This window comes from Mycobacteroides saopaulense, from assembly GCF_001456355.1.
Lineage (GTDB): Bacteria > Actinomycetota > Actinomycetes > Mycobacteriales > Mycobacteriaceae > Mycobacterium > Mycobacterium saopaulense.
Genome location: NZ_CP010271.1, coordinates 1,157,560 through 1,181,120 on the forward strand (window position 1 = coordinate 1,157,560; position 23,561 = coordinate 1,181,120).

A 23,561-nucleotide genomic window follows, 5' to 3' on the forward strand; every position below is an offset into this window, starting at 1 on the left:
TAGTGGACACTCATCGTACGGAGATTCCTCCGGGCCGATAGCGTTGTCACCATGGCGATAGTGGTCGCGGGTGCGGTCATCGACGGCGACAAGCTATTGATTGCGCAGCGCGCCACACCCGCCGAGCTCGCCGGGCAGTGGGAGCTTCCCGGCGGCAAGGTCGCCGAGGGGGAATCGGAGCCGCAGGCCCTGGTGCGCGAGTTGCGGGAAGAACTCGGGATCGACGTCGACGTCGCTGCGCGTATCGGTGAGGACGTCGTCGTCGGGAACCTGGTGCTGCGTGCCTACGGCGCGCGGCTACGCGGCGGCATCCCACATCCGCATGAGCACCTGGCACTGCGCTGGGTCACCGCGGACGAACTCGACACCGTGGAGTGGGTGGCCGCCGACGGTGGATGGATTCCTGCCTTGCGCGCCGCGCTAGTGGGCCCGCGCCCGGTGTAGCACCTTTTTCAGCTCCTTTTCGGAGAGGCCGTGATGCTCGGCCTTCTGCATTTTGTGCACCACAACGGGGCACTTGGTGCAGCGTGGCTTGCTTTTGCAGCATTTCTTCTTCGGCTTGAGCCTGGCGACCTTGCTGGCCTTCACGAGCTTCCTACTTCTGGGGCTGATTGCGGGTGTTGCTATGTCCGGCGTCACATCAATTGTTCGCCGGTTTCGTGAACTGCGGGCTGTACTGCCAGAATTGGAAGACGTGACCCACAATTTCCGGAACGTAGCCATTGTTGCGCACGTCGACCACGGCAAGACAACCCTGGTCGATGCGATGCTCAAACAATCGGGTGCGCTCTCGCACCGAGGTGATGACGCCGTCGAGCGGCTGATGGACTCCGGTGACCTGGAGAAGGAAAAGGGCATCACCATCCTGGCCAAGAACACCGCGGTGCACCGGCACCATCCGGACGGTTCCATGACGGTCATCAACGTCATCGACACCCCTGGCCACGCCGACTTCGGCGGTGAGGTGGAACGCGGTCTGTCGATGGTCGACGGTGTGTTGCTGCTGGTCGACGCCTCCGAAGGACCGCTGCCGCAGACCCGGTTCGTGCTGCGTAAGGCGCTCTCGGCGCACCTGCCGGTGATCCTGGTCGTCAACAAGACCGACCGCCCCGACGCGCGCATCGCCGAGGTCGTCGAGGAAAGCCACGACCTGCTGCTCGATGTGGCCTCCGACCTGGACGAGGAGGCCCAGGCGGCCGCCGAGAAGGCGCTCGACCTGCCGACGCTGTACGCATCGGGCCGTGCCGGCATCGCCAGCACCACCGAGCCGCCGAACGGGGAAAACCCGGACGGTGAGAACCTCGACCCGCTCTTCGATGTGCTGCTCGAGCACATCCCACCACCCAAGGGCGACCCCGAGGCGCCCCTGCAGGCGCTGGTCACCAACCTCGACGCGTCGGCCTTCCTGGGCCGGCTCGCGCTGATCCGCATCTACAACGGACGGATCCGCAAGGGCCAGCAGATCGCGTGGATGCGTGAAGTGGACGGCCACCCCGTCATCACCAACGCCAAGATCACCGAGCTGCTCGCCACCGAGGGCGTCGACCGCAGCCCCACCGAGGAAGCAATCGCCGGTGACATCGTCGCCGTCGCCGGGATGTCCGAGATCATGATCGGCGACACGCTGGCCGACCCCGATCACGCGCACGCGCTACCGCGGATCACCGTCGACGAGCCCGCGATCTCGGTGACCATCGGTACCAACAGCTCGCCGCTGGCGGGCAAGGTGTCCGGGCACAAGCTGACCGCGCGGATGGTCAAGTCGCGGCTGGATTCGGAGCTCATCGGCAACGTGTCGATCAAGGTCGTCGATATCGGCCGTCCCGACGCCTGGGAGGTGCAGGGCCGAGGCGAGCTGGCGCTGGCCATCCTCGTCGAGCAGATGCGCCGTGAGGGCTTCGAGCTGACGGTCGGAAAGCCCCAGGTGGTCACCCGGCAGATCGACGGCAAGCTGCACGAGCCCTTCGAGGCCATGACCATCGACTGTCCCGAGGAATTCGTCGGCGCCATCACCCAGCTGATGGCCGCCCGTAAGGGCCGCATGGAGGAGATGGCCAACCACGCCGCCGGATGGGTCCGGATGGACTTCATCGTGCCGTCGCGCGGCCTGATCGGCTTCCGCACCGACTTCCTGACGATTACCCGGGGCACCGGCATCGCGAACGCCGTCTTCGAGGGCTACCGCCCCTGGGCGGGGGAGATCCGCGCTCGGCACACCGGCTCGCTGGTGTCCGACCGAACCGGAAGCATCACCCCGTTCGCGATGATCCAGCTCGCCGACCGTGGGCAGTTCTTCGTGGAGCCGGGCGAGGACACCTACGAGGGTCAGGTCGTCGGTATCAACCCGCGCGCCGAGGACCTCGACGTCAACGTCACCCGTGAGAAGAAGCTCACCAACATGCGCTCCTCTACCGCCGATGTCATGGAGACGTTGGCACGGCCGATCGAGCTCGACCTGGAACAGGCCATGGAGTTCTGCGCCGCCGACGAATGCGTCGAGGTGACACCGGAAATCGTGCGCGTGCGCAAGGTCGACCTGGATGCCAACACCCGTGCGCGTAATCGCTCACGAGCCAAGGCGGCCGCCAACAACAGCTAGATTCGGCTGATGGCGTGCCGTATCAGCGAGCTGGTGCTCGATTGCCGCGACCCGGAGGCGCTGGCGCGGTTCTGGTGTGAGGTCCTGGACTTCGTGGTGCTGGATCGCGAAGAGGACGGCTCTTTGGAGATCGGGCCGCGCGCGGGTTTCGGCGGATTGCAACCGACGCTCTTCCTGAGTTTCAACGCGGAGCCGCGGCGGGGCAGATCACGCCTGCACATCGACGTGAACCCGACCGACCGCGATCAGGACGCCGAGCTCGAACGTCTTATGCAGCTCGGCGCACGCCCGGCCGACATCGGCCAGACCGGGCAGGAGCAGTGGCACGTGCTGCAAGACCCCGAGGGGAATGAATTCTGCCTGCTCAAGGCCCGTATCAAGCATCTTTGACGCACGTCGGCGTCAAGATGGCGGATTTCGGTCGCACGTATCGCACCGCCGCCGAAATCGGAGCACACTGCATGGCGTGGCGGATTTCAACTCCCTCAAGCGACTGGTGGTCCACAACGCGCAGCGATACCTCGTCAACCCGGTAGGACGCAGGCTGCCGGTGGTGATGCTGGAGACCACGGGTCGCAAGTCCGGACAGCCACGTCACACCGCCATCGGCGGACGGCTGGTCGGCAACCAGTTCTGGCTCGTTTCCGAGCACGGCGAGCATTCGGACTACGTGCGCAACATCCAAGCCAACCCTGCGGTGCGGCTACGGATCGGCGATCGATGGCGCAGCGGTACCGCGCATCTACTGCCCGACGACGACGCGCGAGCAAGGCTGCAGCAGCTGCCGCGGGGTAACAGCGCAGTGGTGCGCGCGGTGGGTACCGACTTGTTGACCGTTCGGGTGGACCTCGACTGATGTGGTAACAGCGGTTGCCGTGGATCGATGAACTCGTTTGAGAGATAACGTTTTTGACGATCGCTCGAACGCACCCGTGGGTACTATCGCGATATGCCCGAGCAGACCCAGCCCACATCTCGCATCGTCGAACAGAACGTGTCGGCGGCGGGAGAGCTCCCGTTCGCCAATGCCGTAGACCAGGAGGACGCCGACCGCGGATTCATCGCGGCGCTTGAGCCGGGGGTCGTCACGGGTGCGTCCGGGAATATCGTGTGGGACAACGACTCCTACGGGTTCTTGCGAGACAACTGCCCGGCTTCGGTGCACCCGAGCCTGTGGCGACAGTGCGGACTCGTCATCAGGCAGGGACTCTATGAGGTCTCCGCGGGCATCTACCAGGTTCGTGGCCTTGACATATCGAACATGACCCTCGTCGAGGGCAAGGACGGGGTCATCGTCATCGATCCCTTGGCCTCCATGGAGTGCGCAGCCGCCGCGCTGGAGCTCTACCGTCGACATCGTGGGGACCGGCCGGTTACGGGCTTGATCTACTCGCATTCCCATGCCGATCACTTCGCGGGCGCGCTCGGAGTCACCACCGTGGAGGAGGTCGCTGCGGGACGGTGTCCGGTCATCGCGCCCGCCGGATTCCTAGAGCATGCTGTTGCCGAGAACGTGTACGCAGGCCCGGCGATGGCTCGCCGCGCGGTGTACATGTATGGCGCGGTGCTGCCGCGCGGACCGCTGGGGCAGGTGGGAGCCGGTCTCGGGCAAACCAATTCGCTCGGAACCATCACTCTCATTCCGCCGACGCTGGACATCACCCGCACCGGGCAAGAGGTAATCGTCGACGGTGTTCGGATGATCTTCCAGCTCACGCCCGGCACCGAGGCTCCCGCGGAGATGAACTTCTACTTTCCGGAGCATCGTGCGCTCTGCATGGCGGAGAACACCACCCACACCCTGCACAATCTGTTGACCTTGCGCGGGGCGCTGGTGCGTGACCCGCACGTCTGGTCGCAGTACATCACCGAGGCCATCAACCTGTACGGCTACGACTCCGATGTGGTGTTCGCCTCGCACCATTGGCCTACCTGGGGCACTGAGCGGTTGGTGGAATATCTTGGGCTGCAGCGTGATCTGTATGCGTATCTGCACGATCAGACACTGCGTCAGTTGAATCAGGGATATGTGGGCTCCGAGATCGCCGAGGTCCTGCAGCTGCCACCGGCGATCGCCGGAGCCTGGCATGCACGCGGCTACTACGGCTCGGTCAGTCACAACGTCAAGGCGATCTACCAGCGCTACATGGGCTGGTTCGACGGCAATCCGGCGCACCTGTGGGAGTACCCGCCGGTCGAGAGCGCGCAGCGGCACGTGGAGTTCATGGGTGGAGCAGATGAGGTTCTGTGCAAGGCGCGCATTGCCTTTGAGCAGGGGGACTATCGCTGGGTGGCTCAGGTGGTCAACTACGTGATCTTCGCCGACCCCGCCAACGAAGCGGCAAAAGAATTGCAGGCCAGCTGTTTTGAACAGCTCGGTTATGGAGCCGAGAACGCCACCTGGCGCAACTTCTACCTGATGGGTGCCTACGAGTTGCGCCACGGCAATGTAGGGACGCCCATGAAGCTGGATTCGCCGTCCATGATGGCCGCGCTGACCATCGATCAGGTCTTCGATGCGCTCTCGCTGCGTATCAACGGGCCCCAGGCATGGAATGAGCGCTTCGTCAGCGACTGGCATTTCACCGATGAGAACCGCGTGCACCGGGTGGAGCTGCGCAACGGCGTGCTGGTGCATTACGACCAGCCTGCCGACGGCAAGCTGCCGCCGCCCGACGTGACCTTCACCTTGACCAAGCCTGCTCTCATCAAGGTCTTGCTCGCTGGTGCGGATCCCGCTGCGGCGTTTGCATCCGGTGAGATCACGGTGGAGGGCGACGCCACCGGATTCGCCCGATTGGCCGCGGTCCTGGACCAGCCCGATCCCGGCTTTGCCATCGTGACCCCCTGACCGGCCGAGCCACTGTTTGCTGCCCGTTGGTTATGGTTGGTGACCATGCTGTCCGGGGGGCGTCGTTGAGTGGATTCCGCTACACATTCGTCAGTGAACGGATCGTTCAACCCGTGCAGTGGTTGTTTGGCGGTGACCACCACATCGTCGCCGTGTACCAGGGTGGTCGAATCGATACGAAGGAACTGGAGTTCGATCGCGGTCTGTCCCGTAGTTACGTTCCGGATGCCGGTGACGTGTTGGTGATTCCGGCAGGGCGGCGAGTGGCGATCATGGCGCAGGGGAAGCTGGCGCAGTTCTGCCAGTTCAACGTTCCGACCAGACTGTTCGAGCAGCGCGAGGTGCAGCCGCGGGTCGCTTACTCAGATCCCCTGATGCTCCATCTGGCAGAGCGAATGGGCAGCCTCTCGGGGCGGGACGACGTCATCGCACGGCTGCTGAGGGAATCGCTGGTCGATGTGCTCAGGATGCACCTGGTTGACCATTACGCCAAGATCCGCGAAAAGGCCACGCGGCGGCGCGGTTTGGATCCCGCGTTGCAGGCGCGCCTGGTGGACTACATCGAATACGAACTCGATTCGGAAATCAGCTTGGCGGCGCTGGCGCGGCACGCCGAAATGTCTGCCACCGACTTTCGGGCGGCCTTCGTGCACGCATTTCACAAGACGCCATATCAGTTCGTTCTCGACCGCCGGATGAGTCGCGCCAAGCACCTGCTCGCGGCCACCAAGCTTTCCATCACGGACATCAGTGTCGCGGTGGGTTTTTCCAGCCCCAGCCATTTTGCCACCACGTTCAAAGCGCGCGTTGGCGTGACGCCGACCGTATACCGGGATGGCCTCTGACGCTTTTCCGCAAGGCACCTCAGATTTTGAAGGCGCGGCGGGCGCGCTGCACCTAGATTGACCGGCGGTGGTCACGGGGGACGTGGTCACTAAGCCGGGTGGGGACCTGACCTCGCGCATGCGAGAGTCGGGCCCCATCCGGCACCACCGCCCGAATCGCGGGGGCGTCGACGCCAGGGCGCAGCGGCCGTGAGGCGATATCCGCCTCACGGGGTAGCTGGACCTCGTTCACATTCGCCTCTCAGCACGCCACCGATAAGGTTGTTCCTCATGCCTACCCACTCACCGCGCCTGAGACTGTGCGCAGTGCTTGGTGTGGTGCTCCTCGCCGGATGCTCCGTCAGCGCGCCTCCGGCCGTGCAGGGCAGCGAGACAACCAGCTCCACCACGCCGCCACCGCCCAAAAAAGAGCAGATCGTGGTGGGTATCGACTCGATCGGTGCGGGATTCAATCCCCATCTGTTGTCCGATCAGTCGCCGGTGAATTCGGCGATCAGCTCCCTGGTGCTGCCCAGTGCGTTCCGTCCGGTGCCGGATTCTGCGACCACCACCGGTTCGCGCTGGGAGATGGATCCCACGCTGCTGGTCTCCGCGGAGGAAACCAGCCAGGAACCCTTCACGGTCACCTACACAATCCGTCCTGAGGCCCAGTGGACGGACAACGCACCCATCGGCGCCGACGACTTCTCGTACCTGTGGCAGCAGATGCTCACCCAGCCCGGAACCGTCGACCCGGCGGGCTACGGAGACATCACCGACGTGCAGTCGCGTGACGGCGGTAAGCGTGTGGTCGTCACCTTCGACCACAAATACCCGGCCTGGCGTGAGCTGTTCACCGATCTGCTGCCCGCGCACATCGTCAAGGACATTCCGGGAGGCTTCGCTTCGGGGTTGATCAAGTCGATGCCGGCCTCCGGAGGACGCTTCCGGGTCGACACGATCGACCCCCAGCGCGATGAGATCCTGCTGGCCCGCAACGACCGGTACTGGGCCACTCCCGCGGTTCCCGACGAGATCCTGTTCCGGAGAGCCGGTGCACCCACGGTGCTGGCGGATTCCATCCGCAACGGCGACACCCAGGTGGCCCAGGTGCACGGCAGCGGGGTGACCTTCGCGCAGCTGTCCAACATCCCCGGGGTGCGCACCGCGCGCATCGTTGCTCCGCGCACACTGCAACTGACGCTGCGTGCCGGACAACCGGCGCTCACCGACACCGGTGTGCGCCGGGGCTTGCTCGGCCTGCTCGATGTCGGGTTGCTGGCGGCGGTAGCCGCAGGCAACGACAACGCCGTTACCCTGGCCGCGGCCCAGGTGCGTTCTCCCTCGGATCCCGGATACAAGCCCACCGCGCCCACCGCCCTGACCCGCGAGGCGGCCCTCGCGTTACTCAAGGAGGCCGGATACGAGGCCGTCGAGGTGCCTGCACCTCCGGGTGCTCCGGCGGGTCCGCCACAGATCACCCGGGACGGCGAACCGCTTACCCTGATCATCGGGGCCGCCTCCAACGATCCGACGTCGGTGGCCGTCGCGAATACCGCCGCAGACCAGTTGCGCAACGCGGGGGTGCGCGCCAGCGTGCTGGCTCTCGATCCGCCCACGCTGTACGGGCAGGCGATTCCGGATGGACGCGTCGACGCCATCGTCGGCTGGCATCAGTCGGGCGGTGACCTGGCCACCGCGCTGGCCTCCCGGTACGGCTGTCCGGCGTTGCAGTCGGGCAAGCTTCCCGACACGCGCACCACCACGCCCCCGCCACCGCCTGCGAGCAATACACCGTCGCCGCCGTCGAGGGAAGAGTCCGTGCGGGCGCCGAGCAATCTCACGGGGTTGTGCGACGAGGCACTACAACCCAGCATCGACGCCGCGCTGACCGGCCACGCCGACGTGGGCAAGGTCGTCGATCAGGCCGAGCCTCAATTGTGGAAGATGGCAACGGTTTTGCCGATCATGCAGGACACCACCATTGCCGCGGCCGGCCCCAGCGTGCAGAACGTGGAGCTGACCGGTGCGGTGCCGGTGGGAATCGTCGCCACGGCAGGAGAGTGGAAGAAGACCCGCCCATGACTCGACGGCTCATGTTGGTTCACGCCCACCCCGACGACGAATCGCTGACCACCGGAGGGACCATCGCGCGGTACGCCGCCGAGGGTGCCGACGTGCGGGTCGTCACCTGCACCCTCGGTGAGGAGGGCGAGGTGATCGGCGAGCGCTGGGCGCAGCTGGCTCGCGATCACGCCGACCAGCTCGGCGGGTACCGGATCGCAGAACTGTCCAGCGCGCTGGGACACCTCGGCGTCGACGGCCCCACCTATCTCGGCGGTGCGGGGCATTGGCGTGATTCGGGCATGGCGGGCACCGAACCCCTGCACCCGCGCGCATTCGCGGGAGCAGAATTGGATGACGCGGTGGCGGCGCTCGTCGCACTGATCGACGAACACCGCCCCCACGTCGTCGTCACCTATGACCCGTTCGGTGGTTACGGGCATCCCGATCACATCCAGGCGCACACGGTGACGACCGCGGCCGTGGAGAAGGCCACCTGGCAGGTTGCCAAGCTGTACTGGACCGTCATCGCGACCAGTGCGCTAGAGGCCGGCCTGGCGTCCATGACGCAGCTGCCGCCGGGATGCCAACCGGCACCGCTGGACCTCATCCCCACCTTCGCCGACGAGAAGATCAGCGCGGCCGTCGACGTGTCGGCCTATCGCGACGCCAAGGTGGCGGCGTTGCGTGCACACGCCACCCAACTCACGGTGTCCGAGGATGGCACCTCGATGGCGCTGTCGAACCTGATCGCCTTGCCCATCGCGGACACCGAGCACTTCGTATTGGTGCGCGGGGAGCCCGGCGTCGACACCGGGTGGGAATCAGATCTGTTCGCCGGGGTGGAGTTGTAAGCTCGACTCATGCCACCCGATCAAGACCTGGATCCCAACCAGCAGCACTGGCAAGACCGGCTGGACAACTTCCAATGGGTCGTCGGCTCGCTCGTGGCTCAGCTCGATTCCGTCCCGATCTAGTCACCTGTTCGTCTTCGTGCGCGGATTTGTCATGGCCGCGCTGGTTTTCGACGGCGTCATCAGCGCCATTTTCGGGGCCGCTCTGCTCAACACTCGTTTCGGCGGGGTGCTGGTTCCACTCGGTTTGATCATCAGCGCAGTGCTCAACGCACTGCTGGTGTGGTGCGCCCTGCAGTGGGCGCCGACACCGCGATGGGCGGCCGCCCCGCTGTGGGCATTCGCGGCGACCACGATGATCCTGTTGTTCGGCGGTCCCGGCGGCGACGTCGTCTTCACCGGGTTCTGGCCCGTTCTGCTCGTGGTGTCCGGGATTGTTCCCGCCGCCTACGTGCTGCGCCGGGATCTCTAACCCAGAAACTCGGACTCGAGGACCAGGTCCTTCACCAGGGTCTGGTACTCCACGTGGGTCTCGTGCTCGATGGTCTGCCAGAGCTTGCCCTGCTGCTCCTTCATGTACGCGCGGTATTTGGGCGAGCCCGGGAATCCGACGTTGTCGGCGACGACGATCGTGCCCGGATGCAGCCAGCCCCGATCCATCAGCCGCTGCAGGTCATCGAGGTAGATGTCCTTCCAGTGATCGATGAACACGAAATCCAGGCATCCCGCGGTGAATCCGTAGTCCTTGGTCAGGGTGTCCAGTGTGGTGCCGTCGTCGACGGTCCCGGTGAGGCACGTGGCCCGGTCCGCCAGCCCGGCGTGTGCCCAGACCCGGCGCGCGACCGAGGCGTTGGCCCCTGACTTTTCGATGGAGAAGAACTTGGCACCCGGCGCCGCTCGCGCGATCCGCAGGCCGCTGTAGCCGCAATACGCGCCCAGTTCCAGGGCGATCTTGGGGTTTGCGCGTTTGACGGCGGCATCGAGCAGCTGGCCCTTTTCATCGCCGACATTCATAAGGATCGATTGGTCGTACGCGAAGTTGTCGATGGCGTCGATGGCGGCGTCGACATCTCCCGCCGGGGCGGTCGCGATGACGTGCTCGGCGGTGGCCTCTTCGCGGCCGTCACCCATCTGACCGGTGCGCATGACGTTCAAGCCGCCGAACACCGCCCGTAAAAACGAATACCGCAGAAACGGAAGTTTCTGCTTGAGGGTTCTCGTAAGACTCACGACGATCAGCCTAGCCATCCCGGGCATTTCCGCAGGGTGGCCTCGTTGATGAACCCCCGAGTGGTCGGCTTTTCGGTACGGGCGGATGATCTGAGGGTGACCGACGGTTGTACAAACGTGCCCGACGACGTAACGCCGCTGCCGAATCCCGCCTTTCCCTCCCGGAAAGCGGCGTCCTCATCGCCCGCGCTGCGGCGGGTGCTGCGGCGTGCCCGCGACGGGGTGACGCTGAACGTCGACGAGGCCGCGCTCGCACTGACCGCACGTGGAGACGATCTGGCCGATTTGATGGCCAGTGCCGCGCGTGTGCGTGACGCGGGGCTGGAATCTGCTGGTCGCCTCGGCGCCGAGGGGCGTCTGCCGATCTCCTATTCGCGCAAGGTGTTCATCCCCATCACACATCTGTGCCGCGACAAATGCCATTACTGCACGTTCGTGACAGTTCCGGGCAAGCTGCGGGCGCAGGGCCAAGGCATGTACCTGGAGCCCGACGAGATCTTGGACATCGCGCGCCGCGGCGCCGAATTGGGCTGCAAGGAAGCCCTGTTCACGTTGGGGGACCGGCCCGAGGATCGCTGGCCGGACGCCAAGCAGTGGCTGGACGAGCGTGGGTACGACACCACCCTGGATTACGTGCGCGCGATGGCGATCCGGGTTCTGGAAGAGACGGGTCTGCTTCCGCATCTGAACCCGGGCGTGATGACCTGGGCAGAGCTGGCGCGGCTCAAGCCGGTGGCGCCGTCGATGGGCATGATGCTGGAAACCACGTCGCGGCGGTTGTTCGAGAACCGTGGCGAGGCGCATTACGGCAGTCCCGACAAGGACCCCGCGGTGCGGTTGCGGACGCTGACGGACGCGGGCCGGTTGTCGATTCCCTTCACGACGGGCCTGCTGGTGGGCATCGGCGAGGACCTGACCGAGCGCGCCGAGACCATCCATGCGATCCGCAAGGTGCACAAGGAATTCGGGCACGTGCAGGAAGTGATCGTGCAGAACTTCCGGGCCAAATCCGATACCGCCATGCAGAAGGCGCCCGATGCCGACATCGACGAGTTCCTGGCGACGATCGCGGTGACGCGTCTGGTGCTGGGACCCAAGATGCGGGTGCAGGCGCCGCCGAACCTGGTGTCCCGTAGCGAGTGCCTGGCGCTGATAGGTGCCGGCGTGGACGACTGGGGCGGCGTCTCGCCCTTGACCCCGGACCATGTGAACCCCGAGCGGCCGTGGCCCGCGCTGGACGACCTGGCCTCGGTGACGGCGGAGGCCGGATACGACCTGGTGCAACGCCTGACGGCGCAGCCGCAGTACGTGCAGGCCGGTGCGGCCTGGATCGACCCCCGGGTGCGCGGGCATGTGGAGGCCCTGGCCGACCCGGAAACCGGTTACGCCCTGGATATTTCGCCGACGGGGCTGCCGTGGCAGGAACCCGACGAGACCTGGGAGTCGACCGGGCGCGTGGATCTGCACGCGGCCATCGACTCGGAGGGGCGCAACACCGATACCCGTAGCGATCTGGCGAGCGCCTTCGGGGATTGGGAGTCGATCCGCGAGCATGTGCGCGAGTTGAATGCGCGTGCACCGGAGAAGGTGAGCGCCGATGTGTTGGCGGCCTTGCGTTCTGCCGAGCGCGATCCCGCCGGGTGCACCGACGACGAATATCTGGCGCTCGCGACCGCCGAGGGCCCGGCGATGGAGGCCCTTGCCGCGCTGGCCGATTCGATTCGTGCCGATGTGGTCGGTGACGACGTCACCTACGTGGTGAATCGGAACATCAACTTCACCAACATCTGCTACACCGGCTGCCGCTTCTGCGCCTTCGCGCAACGTAAGGGCGACGCCGACGCCTTCTCGCTGTCCGCCGAGGAGGTGGGTGACCGGGCCTGGGAGGCGTATGTCGCCGGTGCCACTGAGGTCTGCATGCAGGGCGGCATCGATCCGGAACTACCGGTGACCGGGTACGCCGATCTGGTGCGCGCGGTGAAGAAGCGGGTACCCAGCATGCACGTGCACGCCTTCAGCCCCATGGAAATCGTCAACGGTGCCTCCAAGGGAGGTCAGAGTGTGCGCGAATGGTTGACCGAACTGCGTGCCGCGGGCCTGGACACCATCCCGGGCACGGCCGCGGAGATCCTCGACGACGAGATTCGGTGGGTCCTCACCAAGGGTAAGTTGCCCGCCTCCGAATGGATCGACGTCATCAGCACCGCGCACGAGGTGGGTCTGCGTTCCAGCTCGACCATGATGTACGGACATGTCGACACCCCCAAGCATTGGGTCGGACATCTGCGCGTGCTCACCGGAATCCAGGACCGCACAGGCGGTTTCACCGAATTCGTACCGCTGCCCTTCGTGCATCAGAGCGCGCCGCTCTACCTCGCGGGTGCCGCCCGCCCCGGGCCTACCAACCGGGACAACCGCGCGGTACATGCGCTGGCGCGCATCATGCTGCACGGGCGTATCGACAACATCCAGACCAGCTGGGTCAAGCTCGGCATCGAGGGCACGCGGATGATGCTCCAGGGTGGCGCCAACGATCTCGGTGGCACGCTGATGGAGGAAACCATCTCGCGGATGGCAGGCTCCGAACACGGATCGGCCAAGACTATCGCCGAGCTGGAGGAGATCGCCGACGGCATCGGACGGCCCGCGGTGGAGCGCACCACCACGTATTCGCGACGGCCTTCCGCCGCGTAGCGGTTGGCTAAGCTGAGGCCTTTAAGGAGTCTGCTCGAGTGAGGCAGTTGACGTCATGTCCATCGCCTCGTGTGCCTGAATCCCGAAGGCGACCGACCAGGATCTCACATGTGATCGATTCAGCTGAGCCCATTATCGGATCCGCCCCAACGAGCTGACTTCCTGTGGCTCCCTGCGTGAATTGTGTCCTGCCGCCGCAGTGATTGGTGGTGCCCAGCACCCTCGCAGGAGATGCATCCGGGGCGGTGATGTCTATGCAGTCCGTGCCGGTCCAGGTAACGACAGTCTCGTAATCGGTCCCGCCCGCTGATACCAATCCCGGTGCGGGTGTTGGTGTCGAAATTGATTGCGGGACTTGTATTGGGGGGATTGCTGGCGCAGGGACCGACTGGCCAGGCGAGTATCCCGATGAGCCGCTCTCGCATGCGACGCCATCGCCGTCACGATCTAGCTTCGAACTGTATCCGGGCTGGCCCCGATACAGGGGCGCGGCTCCGGCCGCTCTTGCTGCAGCGCAGTTGGGATATGCCTGCGCCAGGGGTGCTGTGATCAGGCCGACTGATGGGCTACCGATCAACCCGACAATGACGAAATACAGAACCTTAGTCCGCAACTGAGCCCCTCCCGAGACGAAACGTGATCTCGATCCTCTACCTGATGAGACACGGACGGGGGAGAATCGCGAGAAGAAATCGGCCGTCAGTTCGCACACGCTAACGGGCTGGTAGAAGTTCCACTTGGCTGAAATGGCAGGGCGTGCCCGTGAGGGAGATTTCGGGGGTGAGGCGGCGCCTAGGGCGGTAGCCTCGTGCCCTGATGACCGAGTTCCCGCCCGACGACGAGTCGATGCCGCCGACCACCCAGCGGCCGATGGAGCCCTCCGTGGCCGCGTACTCCGAGGCGGACGACTCGGAAATCGCCGTTCATGATCGCTCATGGCGCTGGGTGTGGATTGTCTGTGCGCTGGCAGGTTTGGCCGTTGTGGTGGCGCTGGTCTTGGCTCTGGTGGAGGTCGACGAGACCGACGAGTCGCCGCGTGTTCCGGCGACGTCGACGAGCGAACACCCCAGTGCACCAAGTAGTTCGGTTCCCGTTGCACCGCCGCCGCAGACGGTGATCAGCACCGTCATCGAGACCACGGTCGTGGTTGAGACGCCCGCGCCGGCGGCGCCGACGGAGACGGCGCCGGTAGAGGTGGTGCCGACACGTCCTGAGGAGGGCCGGTTGTGCCACGAGCTGCGCCCGCGCCGCGAGTGCGACGGATTTCGCTGAGTTGACGGTCTCTGGGTGCACCTGACTGATTGGTTCGCACGGGATTAACTCCCCAGGGCGTTTTGGGCATCGTGATGTGCGTGATAGCCCGACTCGTAGCGACAAGCTCCATCGTTGCCATGCTTGGGTTCCTGTCCGCGTTTCCCGCCGGTGCAGAGCCGAGAGAGATGGCGCCGCAGTCGTATTCGAGGACCACTCGAGACGGCTGGCAGTTGCAGATCAAGCTCGATAATGAACGCGTCAACGCGGTGCCCAACCTTGCGGCGGCAACCAATTCCCGCGAGGCGTTCATCACCCTGTCCGGTACCGCGACGGCGACCGGCGGTTCCAATCCCATCACCGACAGCCTCTTCGTCATCGGATACCAGTTGGGCTGCCAATCGGATGTTTCCTCGGGTTTGCAGCTCGGTGGATCGGCGGGTATCGCACCGTCGGTAAGTCTCGGTGTGGCGCCAACACCGTCGGTTGGCGTCGGCGGTAGCGCGGGAGTCAGCGGATTTGTACAGACCGTTGTACAGCCGGGTGTCATCGTCAACCTGCCGATGGCCAACATGGTTCTCTCCCACGGTGGCACGGGGGCGCTGGACTTGGACAACGTGCATGTGAAGGCCGACGCATGTGGCGGTGACGTGACAATTCGTTCGTTCGCATCGTTGCGCGCATCCACGGAAACCGGTCACACCGAGTTTGCGATCTACGGCGACCCGATCAAGATCTGATGAAGAAATGCATCGGTGCGGCAACGATATTGGCGTGCTGGCTGTGGTGGGCACCGGTGGCCGCCGGGGACCCGCCGCCCGGGAATCCCGCGGTGCCCATGCCGGTGCCCGGCGGGTCACCCAATTACGCCGCAACCGCCCCGCAACCACCCTTCGGGCTGTCCCCGGCGTCGCCGCGGGGAGCGCGAATATCGGCCGGTGTCGACTCCGGGTATACCGCCCGAATCGGGGCGGGGATGGCCGCCGGGCAGCTCGAGGACCCTCGTGGAATGACCGAAGGAGCGATACCGTGATCCGAACATTTTGTGTGGCAACGATTGTGGCGGCGCTTGCCATGGGACTGGCCGTACCGGTCGCGGCCGCGCCGCCGCCTCCGAACCCGGCACCGTACAACCCGGTCTTCGTGCCGGGCCAGCTGCCGGCGCTGCGACCATCGCGCGGTACGCAGTTACCGGTGCTGATGTCGGGCCCTGCGCGTGGCCCTCGGATTTCGGCTGGCGTCGACGCGCCCCCGGCACCAGGCGGCGTCAAGCCGGGCGTCGGTACCGGCGACGGAAAGTTGGAGAGCCCCACCGGGGCGCCGGGGCGTTAGGCCGGCACGGCGTCCAAGCATTTGGCAGATTCATTCCAGCGATACTTCAGATTCGTTCACTACCGTGGCAGCATCCGGTGCCCGTTTTGGCTCGGCATGCGGTCAAACGACGACAGTCCCGGAGGTGCGCCAGGAATGCCGCCACGCGAGCCTGCCGATCCCGAAGACACGGTGCGGGCCTGGAGCGACCGTGGGGAGTTGCCCACGCAATTGCTTCCGGTGGCCGCGCAACTCCGGCGGCCCTCTCACCAGGCCTGGATCATCGGCCTCGCCACGTTGGCCGGCGTGCTTGCGCTTATCGCTCTCGGGGTTCTGCTTCTCGGTCGGCATAAGGCAACGGCGCCACCGCTGGTCCCCATCACCTCGGTGACGATTCCGTCGGCATCTCCATCGGCCTCGGCGCCCCCGCCCTCCACGTCGACGGAAACCGTCACACAGACGGTGACGGCGACGACCTATGTTCCGGTGCCCACCGTCACGCCGACAACCGACGCGCCACCGAGTACCACTGCGACGGACCCGAACGACGTCTGGCGGGCGTGCCGCCAAATGCATCCGCACCGCTGGTGCAATGGATACCGGTGACCTCGCCAAACACGAACAGACGCTTAGTGCAAACCCTTCCTGGGTCTACCGTGCACCAAGCGTCTGCTCGTGGACGAGGGGCTACAGCTTGGCGGCCAGCTCGGTGCCCTGCTTGATCGCGCGCTTGGCGTCCAGCTCGCCGGCCAGCGCCGCGCCGCCGATCACGTGGGCCTGGATCCCGGCCTCCTTCAACACATCATCGAGGTCGCGCACCGATTCCTGGCCGGCGCAGATCACCACGTTGTCGACTTCGAGCACGCGCGGGTCCTTGCGCTCCTCGCCGAAGCTGATGTGCAGCCCGGAATCGTCGATCTTCTCGTAGTTGACTCCCGCCAACTCGGTGACCTTCTTGGCCTTGAGCGATGCCCGGTGCACCCAGCCCGTGGTCTTGCCGAGGCCCTTGCCCAGCGAGCCCTTCTTGCGCTGGCACAGGTAGACCTCGCGAACCGCCGGAGCCGGAATGGGTTTGGTCAGTGAGCCGCGGGCATCGTGCTCTTCGGAGATGCCCCACTCGGCGCGCCACTCCTTGAGGTTCAGCGTGGGTGACTCGTCGATCGTCAGGAACTCGGACACGTCGAAGCCGATACCGCCCGCACCGACGACGGCGACGCGCTTGCCGACGGGCTTGATCTGCTTGATGACCTCGGGGTAGGAGAGCACCATCGGATGGTCGATGCCCGGGATGGACGGAACACGGGGCTTGACGCCGGTGGCGAGGATGACATCGTCGAACTGGCCGGCAATGAGCTCCTGGGCATCCACCTTCTTGTTCAAAAGCACTGTGACACCGTGCTTCTTGAGCATCGTGGTGTAGTAGCGGATGGTCTCGTTGAACTCTTCCTTGCCCGGGATCTTGCGGGCCATGTCGAACTGGCCGCCGATCTCACCGTTGGCCTCGAACAGCACCACCTTGTGACCACGCTGTGCCGCGGTGACGGCGGCAGCGAGCCCGGCCGGACCCGCGCCGACGACGGCGATCTTCTTGCCATGCCGAGTAGGCAGCAGCTTGAGCGTTGTCTCGTTGCCGGCTCGCGGGTTCAGCAGGCAGCTGGCCTTCTTGTTCACGAAGGAGTGATCCAGGCAGGCCTGGTTGCAGGCGATGCAGGTGTTGATCTCGTCGGCGTGATCGGCCGACGCCTTGTTCACCCAGTCCGGGTCGGCCAGCAGCGGCCGGGCCATCGAGATCAACTGCACCTGGCCGTCATTGAGGATCTGCTCGGCGGACTGCGGCATGTTGATCCGGTTGGAGGCCATCACCGGGATGCTGACCTCTTGGGCGATCTTGTTGGAGAGGTCGACGAAGGCGTTCTGCGGCACCGAGGTGACGATGGTGGGCACCCGCGCCTCGTGCCAGCCGATGCCGGTGTTGATGATCGTGGCCCCGGCGGCCTCGATCTCCTTGGCGAGGGCCACGATCTCGTCCCAGGTCTGGCCGTCGGGCACATAGTCGGCCATGGAGAGCCGGTAGCAGATGATGAAGTCCGGGCCTACCGCCTTGCGTACCGCCTTGACCACCTCGACGGCCAGGCGTCGTCGGTTCTCGGGGCTGCCGCCGAATTCGTCGGTGCGGTCGTTGGTGTAGGGCGCGAGGAACTGATTGATGAAATAGCCTTCGCTGCCCATGATTTCGCAGCCATCGTATCCGGCCTTCTTTGCCATCTTGGCGCTGTGCGCCCAGTCGTCGATGGTCTGCCATACACCCTTGGTGCTGAGCTTGCGGGGCTTGAAGGGCGTGATGGGGGACTTCTTGGCCGAGGCGCTCACCGAGAACGGGTGGTATCCGTAGCGTCCCGAATGCAGCAGTTGCACGATGATCTTGCCGCCGTTCTTGTGCACGGCGTTCGTGACGATCCGGTGTCGGTATGCCTCCAGGGAGGTTGTGAGCTTGCCTGCCAATGGCTTGAGCCACGCGGTGCGGTTGATGGCGTATCCGCCGGTGATGATCATGCCGACGCCGCCCTTGGCGCGTTCCGCGAAGTACGCCGCCAATGCCGGGGTGTCCCAGGGGAAGTCTTCGAGGCCGGCGTGCATGGAACCCATGACCACCCGGTTCTTGAGCTTGGTGAAGCCAAGATCCAAGGGGGACAGCAGGGTTGGGTAAGGATTACTCATCACTTTCACTTTCGTCAGTCCGGGCTGGGACATTTGGGCTGGACAAAGCCGAGATCATCTCGTCGCACCAATCGGTGAAGCCCTCTTCCATGCGGATGCCTCCGCGCAGGACGAGGTATTGGTGCAGGGCCGCACCGGAGAGCTGATCCGGCGCGGGAAACTGGCGTTTTTGCATGTGGAGGTAACCCTCCAGTGCGGCGGCGTGGGTATTGCGCTGCGCACGAATCTGTTCGATGACCGCGTCGACGTCCGCGTAGGTGGCGGCGCGAACCTTGAGGGCGAGGTCGCGCATCTCGGTGCCCTCGGAGCTGGCGATCCAACGGGACAGTTCGCGGAAACCGAGTTCGGCGACGGTGTAGACCTTCTTGGCGGGCCGTCCCTCTTGGTCGACGACCTTGCAGTGCAGCCAGCTGTCGTCCTCCATGCGGCGCAGCGTGCGATACATCTGCTGGTGGGTCGCGCTGTAGAAGTAGCCGATCGAGCGATCGAATCGGCGCGTGAGCTCGTAACCCGACCCGCTCTGCTCGGCCAGGGACAACAGGATCGCGTGGGTGAGTGCCACGGCAGCATGCTGGCACGAAAGCGCGCCCCTATGCAACTTGTTGCAGTGCAACAGTCTGCATATAGCTATCAGTTAAGTGTAACCTAAAGTAACCATTACTAATGGAAACGGTAAATTGAGTCGGAGTTTCAGGGGCGTCCAGTGCCCATCGGACCGGCGGAAGCGACCGTGATGCGCCGCTGGTGACGCAGGTCCCGCGAAGGGCGGAGTACTTCTGCTGGACGCCAGGACAAGTTAAACGTTAAGCTAAGTACCTGTAACCGGTGGATACGGCTAGATTGCCCCGACGAGTTAGGACAGCCTGTGTCGCGAGGCACATCTAGGGACCGGGATACTGGCCGCAACGCATGAACTGGACATCAGAGCAGGAAATAGCCCAGAAAATATCGAGGAGACCTTCGTGACCTACACGATCGCGGAACCGTGCGTCGACGTTATGGACAAGGCATGTATTGAAGAATGCCCCGTCGACTGCATCTACGAGGGTGGGCGGATGCTCTACATCCACCCCGACGAATGCGTTGACTGCGGTGCTTGCGAACCGGTCTGCCCGGTGGAGGCCATCTTCTACGAGGACGATGTGCCGGACCAGTGGACCGGCTACATCCAGTCCAACGCCGACTTCTTCGTCGACCTGGGCTCTCCCGGTGGCGCCGCAAAGGTCGGCAAGACCGAGTACGACCCGCCGTCGGTCAAGGAGCTGCCGCCCATGGGTGAGGGACACTGAGCTCTCCCGTGGACAGGCGCGTCTCGGCCTCTCTCCCCGAGTTCCCCTGGGACACCATCGCCGATGCCAAGGCGACTGCTGCGGCGCACCCCGAAGGGATTGTTGACCTTTCGGTCGGTACTCCCGTGGACAGCGTGGCGCCTCTCATTCGCGATGCGTTGGCCGCGGCCAGCGACTTGCCCGGATATCCGGCGACCGCCGGCACACCCGCACTACGGCAGGCGATCCGTGACGCAGTGACCCGGCGATACGGCATTGTGTCGCTTGCCGACAACGCGGTACTGCCGGTGATCGGAACCAAAGAGCTCATCGCCTGGCTGCCCACCCTGCTCGGGTTGGGCGCCGAGGATCTGGTCGTCATTCCCGAATTGGCCTATCCCACCTATGAAGTGGGTGCGCGGCTGGCTGGTGTGCCGACCGTGCGGGCAGACTCGCTGACACAGCTGGGGCCGCAGCACCCCGCCTTGATCTACCTCAACTCGCCCAGCAATCCGACCGGCGCGGTACTGCCGATCGAGCATCTGCGTAAGGTCGTCGAGTGGGCCCGCGAACGCGGCGCCCTCGTGGTTTCCGATGAGTGCTACCTCGGCCTCGGCTGGGACGCGGAGCCGGTATCGGTTCTCGATCCCCGGGTCTGTGACGGTGACACCACCGGGTTGTTGGCCGTGCACTCGCTGTCCAAGACCTCGTCGCTGGCGGGGTACAGAGCCGGATTCGTGCTGGGTGACGCATCGGTGGTCGCTGAGCTGCTCGCGGTGCGCAAGCATGCCGGGATGATGGTGCCGGGGCCGGTGCAAGCAGCGATGACCGCGGCGCTGAGCGAGGACGAGCACCAGCGTGATCAGCGCGCACGCTATGAGCTGCGCCGCGACAAACTCTCGAAGGCGTTGACGGGTAACGGCTTCCGGATCGATCACTCCGAGGCGGGCCTATACCTATGGGCGACGCGCGGGGACTCGTGCGACGAGGCGCTGGCGTATCTGGCGCAGCGGGGGATTCTGGTGGCGCCGGGGCGGTTCTATGGGCCGCGCGGCAAGGAACACGTGCGTGTGGCCCTCACCGCCACCGACGAGCGTATCGACGCCGCGGTCTCCCGTCTGGTCGACTAGTTCCACCGACCGTCGAAGACTCGGCCTATCACACGAAACGTCCCGCCGGATTTCGCCGTTACCTGAGGTTTCGTTGTGCAATCTCCTCCAATCCTCGACACCCGCGGGTGAACAGGACGATGCTGGATACATGGATGCCATCACCAACGTGCCGGCTCCCGTCAACGAGCCGGTGCTCACCTACGCCCCGCACACTCCCGAACGCGACCGATTGACGACGGCACTGTCACGCCTCGCCGCCACGCCCATAGACCTGCCGCATGTAATCGGTGGTGCTCGCCGGATGAGTGACGGTGAACGCATCGACGTGGTGCAGCCGCACAACCACCGCGCCGTGCTCGGCACCATCACCAACGCCGGCCATGCCGAGGCCCGTGATGCGGTGGAGGCCGCCATCGCTGCGAAGAACGATTGGGCAGCACTACCTTTCGACGACAGGGCGGCGGTCTTCCTGCGTGCCGCCGATCTGCTGTCTGGTCCGTGGCGTGCCACGCTCAACGGCGCCACCATGCTGGGGCAGTCAAAGACCGCTTACCAGGCCGAGATCGATTCGGCCTGCGAGTTGGCCGACTTCTGGCGGTTCAACGTGCAGTTTGCGCGGCACATCCTCGCCGAGCAGCCCAGCAGCGGAGGCGGGGCGTGGAATCGGATGGAGTACCGCCCGCTGGAGGGCTTCGTCTACGCCATCACACCCTTCAACTTCACTGCGATTGCCGGTAACCTTCCCACGGCCCCAGCACTTTTGGGGAACACGGTGGTGTGGAAGCCATCTGTCACACAGGCCTTCGCCGCGCATTTCACCCTGGAGCTCCTCGAAGCGGCCGGGTTGCCGCCCGGAGTCATCAACCTGCTCAACGGCGACGGGATCGCGGTCTCGGACGTGACGCTCGCCGATCCACGCCTGGCGGGTATCCACTTCACCGGTTCCACCCGAACGTTCCAGCATCTGTGGCGCGAGGTCGGTGCCAATATCGACAGGTACAACACCTATCCGCGGCTGGTCGGTGAGACCGGTGGCAAGGACTTCGTCGTTGCGCACACGTCTGCTCGCCCAGATGTATTACGCACAGCGCTTATTCGCGGCGCCTTCGACTATCAGGGGCAGAAGTGCTCTGCGGCCTCCCGGGCCTTTGTCGCCCGGTCGGTCTGGGACCAGATGGGCGACGAGTTCCTGGACGCCACCGCGGGGCTCAGCTACGGGGACGTGACCGATCTGTCCAACTTCGGCGGTGCCGTCATCGACGAGAAGTCATTCAAACGCAACGCGGCCGCCATCGATCGCGCCAAGAGTGCGGGAGTGACGATTGCCGCCGGAGGCGAATACGACGACAGCGAAGGCTATTTCGTCCGGCCGACGGTCCTGCTGTCGGATGACCCGACCGACGAGGCGTTCTCCACCGAGTACTTCGGTCCGATCCTGGCGGTGCACGTCTATCCGGACAGTGACTACGAGCGCATCCTTGACGTCGTCGACACCGGTTCTCGGTACGGCCTGACCGGCGCGGTTATCGCCGATGATCGTCAGGCGGTTCAGATAGCCAGCGAGCGGCTTCGCTTCGCGGCGGGGAACTTCTACATCAACGACAAGCCCACCGGTGCCGTCGTCGGCCAGCAGCCCTTCGGCGGTGGGCGGGCATCGGGTACCAACGACAAGGCTGGATCACCTCTCAACCTGCAGCGTTGGCTGTTGCCGCGATCTATCAAGGAAACATTCGACGCCCAAACGGAATATGGATACCCCCATATGGAGCGTGAGGATGGCTGAGTGGTTCGGAAAGACGGCCAGACCCGCGATCCTGGCGGCCAGCAGGTCCGCGCGACTACGGCACGCCGCCGAACGGATGCCGTTGACCCGGCAGGTGGTGCGCCGATTCGTCCCCGGTGAATCGCAGGATGATGTCCTTGCCGCCGGCACGACGCTGCTCGACTCCGGGCGCTTCATCTCCATCGACTACCTCGGCGAGGACACCAGGGACAGCGAGCAGGCCACCCGCACGGTGTCGGCCTACCTGTCGCTGCTGGATGCGCTGGCGCGGCGCAGCGACGCCGTGCACACCGGCGTGCGGCCGCTGGAGATCTCGCTCAAGTTGTCGGCGTTGGGGCAGGCGCTGCCGCGAGACGGGGAGCGTATCGCCCTGGAGAATGCACAGCTGTTGTGTGCGAAGGCCGATCAGGCCGGAGTGTGGGTCACCGTGGACGCCGAGGACCACACCACCACGGACTCGACCCTGAGTATCGTGCGGGAATTACGCGCGGACTTCCCGTGGCTGGGCACCGTGTTGCAGGCATATCTGAAGCGCACGTACGCCGATTGCGGTGACCTGTCGGGACAAGGTTCGCGTATTCGATTGTGCAAAGGGGCCTATGACGAGCCCGAGTCCGTCGCACATCGCGATCCCGAAGATGTCGACGTCGCCTACCTGCGCTGTCTGCGGGTGTTGATGGAAGGTGACGGGTACCCGATGGTGGCCTCGCATGACCCCGCCATCATCGACGCGGCGGGCGTGATGGCGCGCGAGACAGGCAGAGGCCCGGGTGATTACGAGTATCAAATGCTCTACGGGATCCGCGACGCCGAACAGCGGCGGTTGGCCGGTGAGGGGCACCACATGAGGGTCTATGTGCCGTTCGGCGAGGAGTGGTACGGGTACTTCGTGCGGCGCATCGCCGAACGTCCCGCCAACATGACCTTCTTCTTGCGCGCGCTGGTCTCGGGGCGGTAGCCAAGCGGCTCATCCGGGCAGATCGGTCTTCGCCCAAGCGGCTC

General features: G+C 65.0%; 23 protein-coding genes. 19 read left to right on the top strand and 4 right to left on the bottom strand.

Features of this window, described 5'->3' with window-relative positions:
* Nucleotides 1-51 precede the first annotated feature (51 nt).
* The 9 genes from MYCSP_RS05850 (at nucleotide 52) to MYCSP_RS05895 (ending at nucleotide 9,664) form a co-directional block, all read left to right on the top strand.
* Entirely contained in the window at nucleotides 52-444 is a 393-nt protein-coding gene (locus MYCSP_RS05850) for a (deoxy)nucleoside triphosphate pyrophosphohydrolase (RefSeq protein WP_162266206.1), read from the top strand.
* 250 nt (nucleotides 445-694) lie between these two features.
* Entirely contained in the window at nucleotides 695-2,599 is a 1,905-nt protein-coding gene (typA, locus tag MYCSP_RS05860; RefSeq protein WP_162266207.1) for a translational GTPase TypA, read from the top strand.
* A gap of 9 nt (nucleotides 2,600-2,608) precedes the next feature.
* Complete coding sequence (locus MYCSP_RS05865; protein WP_083013844.1) at nucleotides 2,609-2,989, top strand: VOC family protein; 381 nt, start codon at nucleotides 2,609-2,611, stop codon at nucleotides 2,987-2,989.
* Between the two features lie 76 nt (nucleotides 2,990-3,065).
* The gene (locus MYCSP_RS05870) at nucleotides 3,066-3,455 is read left to right on the top strand and encodes a nitroreductase family deazaflavin-dependent oxidoreductase (protein ID WP_234809099.1); all 390 of its coding nucleotides are present in this window, start codon (nucleotides 3,066-3,068) and stop codon (nucleotides 3,453-3,455) included.
* 93 nt (nucleotides 3,456-3,548) lie between these two features.
* A complete protein-coding gene (locus MYCSP_RS05875; RefSeq protein WP_088413386.1) occupies nucleotides 3,549-5,450 on the top strand; it encodes an alkyl/aryl-sulfatase in 1,902 nt (633 codons plus the stop codon).
* Nucleotides 5,451-5,482: 32 nt separating this feature from the next.
* Nucleotides 5,483-6,295, top strand: coding sequence for a helix-turn-helix domain-containing protein (locus MYCSP_RS05880; RefSeq protein ID WP_088413387.1), 813 nt, complete (start codon nucleotides 5,483-5,485; stop codon nucleotides 6,293-6,295).
* Nucleotides 6,296-6,565: 270 nt separating this feature from the next.
* Complete coding sequence (locus MYCSP_RS05885) at nucleotides 6,566-8,359, top strand: ABC transporter family substrate-binding protein (protein WP_083013840.1); 1,794 nt, start codon at nucleotides 6,566-6,568, stop codon at nucleotides 8,357-8,359.
* 11 nt (nucleotides 8,360-8,370) lie between these two features.
* Entirely contained in the window at nucleotides 8,371-9,192 is an 822-nt protein-coding gene (mshB, locus tag MYCSP_RS05890) for an N-acetyl-1-D-myo-inositol-2-amino-2-deoxy-alpha-D-glucopyranoside deacetylase (protein ID WP_083013888.1), read from the top strand.
* Nucleotides 9,193-9,331: 139 nt separating this feature from the next.
* Nucleotides 9,332-9,664, top strand: a complete 333-nt coding sequence (locus MYCSP_RS05895; protein WP_083013839.1) for a hypothetical protein — start codon at nucleotides 9,332-9,334, stop codon at nucleotides 9,662-9,664.
* Here MYCSP_RS05895 and MYCSP_RS05900 read toward each other — a convergent pair.
* Complete coding sequence (locus MYCSP_RS05900; RefSeq protein WP_070913394.1) at nucleotides 9,661-10,422, bottom strand: O-methyltransferase; 762 nt, start codon at nucleotides 10,420-10,422, stop codon at nucleotides 9,661-9,663. The genes MYCSP_RS05895 and MYCSP_RS05900 overlap by 4 nt on opposite strands.
* 117 nt (nucleotides 10,423-10,539) lie before the next feature.
* Between MYCSP_RS05900 and MYCSP_RS05905 the strand changes: the two genes are divergently transcribed.
* Nucleotides 10,540-13,116, top strand: a complete 2,577-nt coding sequence (locus tag MYCSP_RS05905) for a bifunctional FO biosynthesis protein CofGH (RefSeq protein WP_070913395.1) — start codon at nucleotides 10,540-10,542, stop codon at nucleotides 13,114-13,116.
* Nucleotides 13,117-13,123: 7 nt separating this feature from the next.
* On the opposite strand, the gene MYCSP_RS05910 is transcribed toward MYCSP_RS05905, so the two are convergent.
* Nucleotides 13,124-13,828, bottom strand: coding sequence for an excalibur calcium-binding domain-containing protein (locus MYCSP_RS05910; protein ID WP_234809097.1), 705 nt, complete (start codon nucleotides 13,826-13,828; stop codon nucleotides 13,124-13,126).
* 104 nt (nucleotides 13,829-13,932) lie between these two features.
* On the opposite strand from MYCSP_RS05910, the gene MYCSP_RS05915 reads away from it, so the two are divergent.
* The 5 genes from MYCSP_RS05915 (at nucleotide 13,933) to MYCSP_RS05935 (ending at nucleotide 16,284) form a co-directional block, all read left to right on the top strand.
* A complete protein-coding gene (locus tag MYCSP_RS05915) occupies nucleotides 13,933-14,388 on the top strand; it encodes a hypothetical protein (protein WP_088413389.1) in 456 nt (151 codons plus the stop codon).
* Between the two features lie 80 nt (nucleotides 14,389-14,468).
* Complete coding sequence (locus tag MYCSP_RS05920; protein ID WP_070913396.1) at nucleotides 14,469-15,107, top strand: MspA family porin; 639 nt, start codon at nucleotides 14,469-14,471, stop codon at nucleotides 15,105-15,107.
* On the top strand, nucleotides 15,107-15,400 hold the full coding sequence (locus MYCSP_RS05925) for a hypothetical protein (RefSeq protein ID WP_088413390.1): 294 nt from the start codon (nucleotides 15,107-15,109) through the stop codon (nucleotides 15,398-15,400). The genes MYCSP_RS05920 and MYCSP_RS05925 overlap by 1 nt, the downstream gene beginning before the upstream one ends.
* Nucleotides 15,397-15,699 (top strand): hypothetical protein, encoded by a 303-nt coding sequence (locus MYCSP_RS05930; protein WP_083013836.1) that lies wholly within the window; start codon nucleotides 15,397-15,399, stop codon nucleotides 15,697-15,699. Before MYCSP_RS05925 ends, MYCSP_RS05930 begins: the two co-directional genes overlap by 4 nt.
* 135 nt (nucleotides 15,700-15,834) lie before the next feature.
* A complete protein-coding gene (locus MYCSP_RS05935) occupies nucleotides 15,835-16,284 on the top strand; it encodes a hypothetical protein (protein ID WP_088413392.1) in 450 nt (149 codons plus the stop codon).
* Between the two features lie 81 nt (nucleotides 16,285-16,365).
* Here MYCSP_RS05935 and MYCSP_RS05940 read toward each other — a convergent pair whose 3' ends face one another.
* Nucleotides 16,366-18,396, bottom strand: a complete 2,031-nt coding sequence (locus MYCSP_RS05940; RefSeq protein ID WP_083013834.1) for an NADPH-dependent 2,4-dienoyl-CoA reductase — start codon at nucleotides 18,394-18,396, stop codon at nucleotides 16,366-16,368.
* Entirely contained in the window at nucleotides 18,389-18,958 is a 570-nt protein-coding gene (locus tag MYCSP_RS05945) for a PadR family transcriptional regulator (RefSeq protein ID WP_070913319.1), read from the bottom strand. The genes MYCSP_RS05940 and MYCSP_RS05945 overlap by 8 nt, the downstream gene beginning before the upstream one ends.
* 400 nt (nucleotides 18,959-19,358) lie before the next feature.
* Between MYCSP_RS05945 and fdxA the strand changes: the two genes are divergently transcribed.
* From fdxA to MYCSP_RS05965, 4 genes are all read left to right on the top strand, one after another.
* Entirely contained in the window at nucleotides 19,359-19,685 is a 327-nt protein-coding gene (gene fdxA / locus MYCSP_RS05950; protein WP_070913320.1) for a ferredoxin, read from the top strand.
* Nucleotides 19,686-19,693: 8 nt separating this feature from the next.
* Nucleotides 19,694-20,794 (top strand): succinyldiaminopimelate transaminase, encoded by a 1,101-nt coding sequence (dapC, locus tag MYCSP_RS05955; RefSeq protein ID WP_083013833.1) that lies wholly within the window; start codon nucleotides 19,694-19,696, stop codon nucleotides 20,792-20,794.
* A 130-nt stretch (nucleotides 20,795-20,924) separates the two neighbouring features.
* Nucleotides 20,925-22,559, top strand: coding sequence for an L-glutamate gamma-semialdehyde dehydrogenase (gene pruA / locus MYCSP_RS05960; RefSeq protein ID WP_088413394.1), 1,635 nt, complete (start codon nucleotides 20,925-20,927; stop codon nucleotides 22,557-22,559).
* Entirely contained in the window at nucleotides 22,552-23,517 is a 966-nt protein-coding gene (locus tag MYCSP_RS05965; protein ID WP_083013887.1) for a proline dehydrogenase family protein, read from the top strand. Before pruA ends, MYCSP_RS05965 begins: the two co-directional genes overlap by 8 nt.
* Nucleotides 23,518-23,561: the final 44 nt, after the last annotated feature.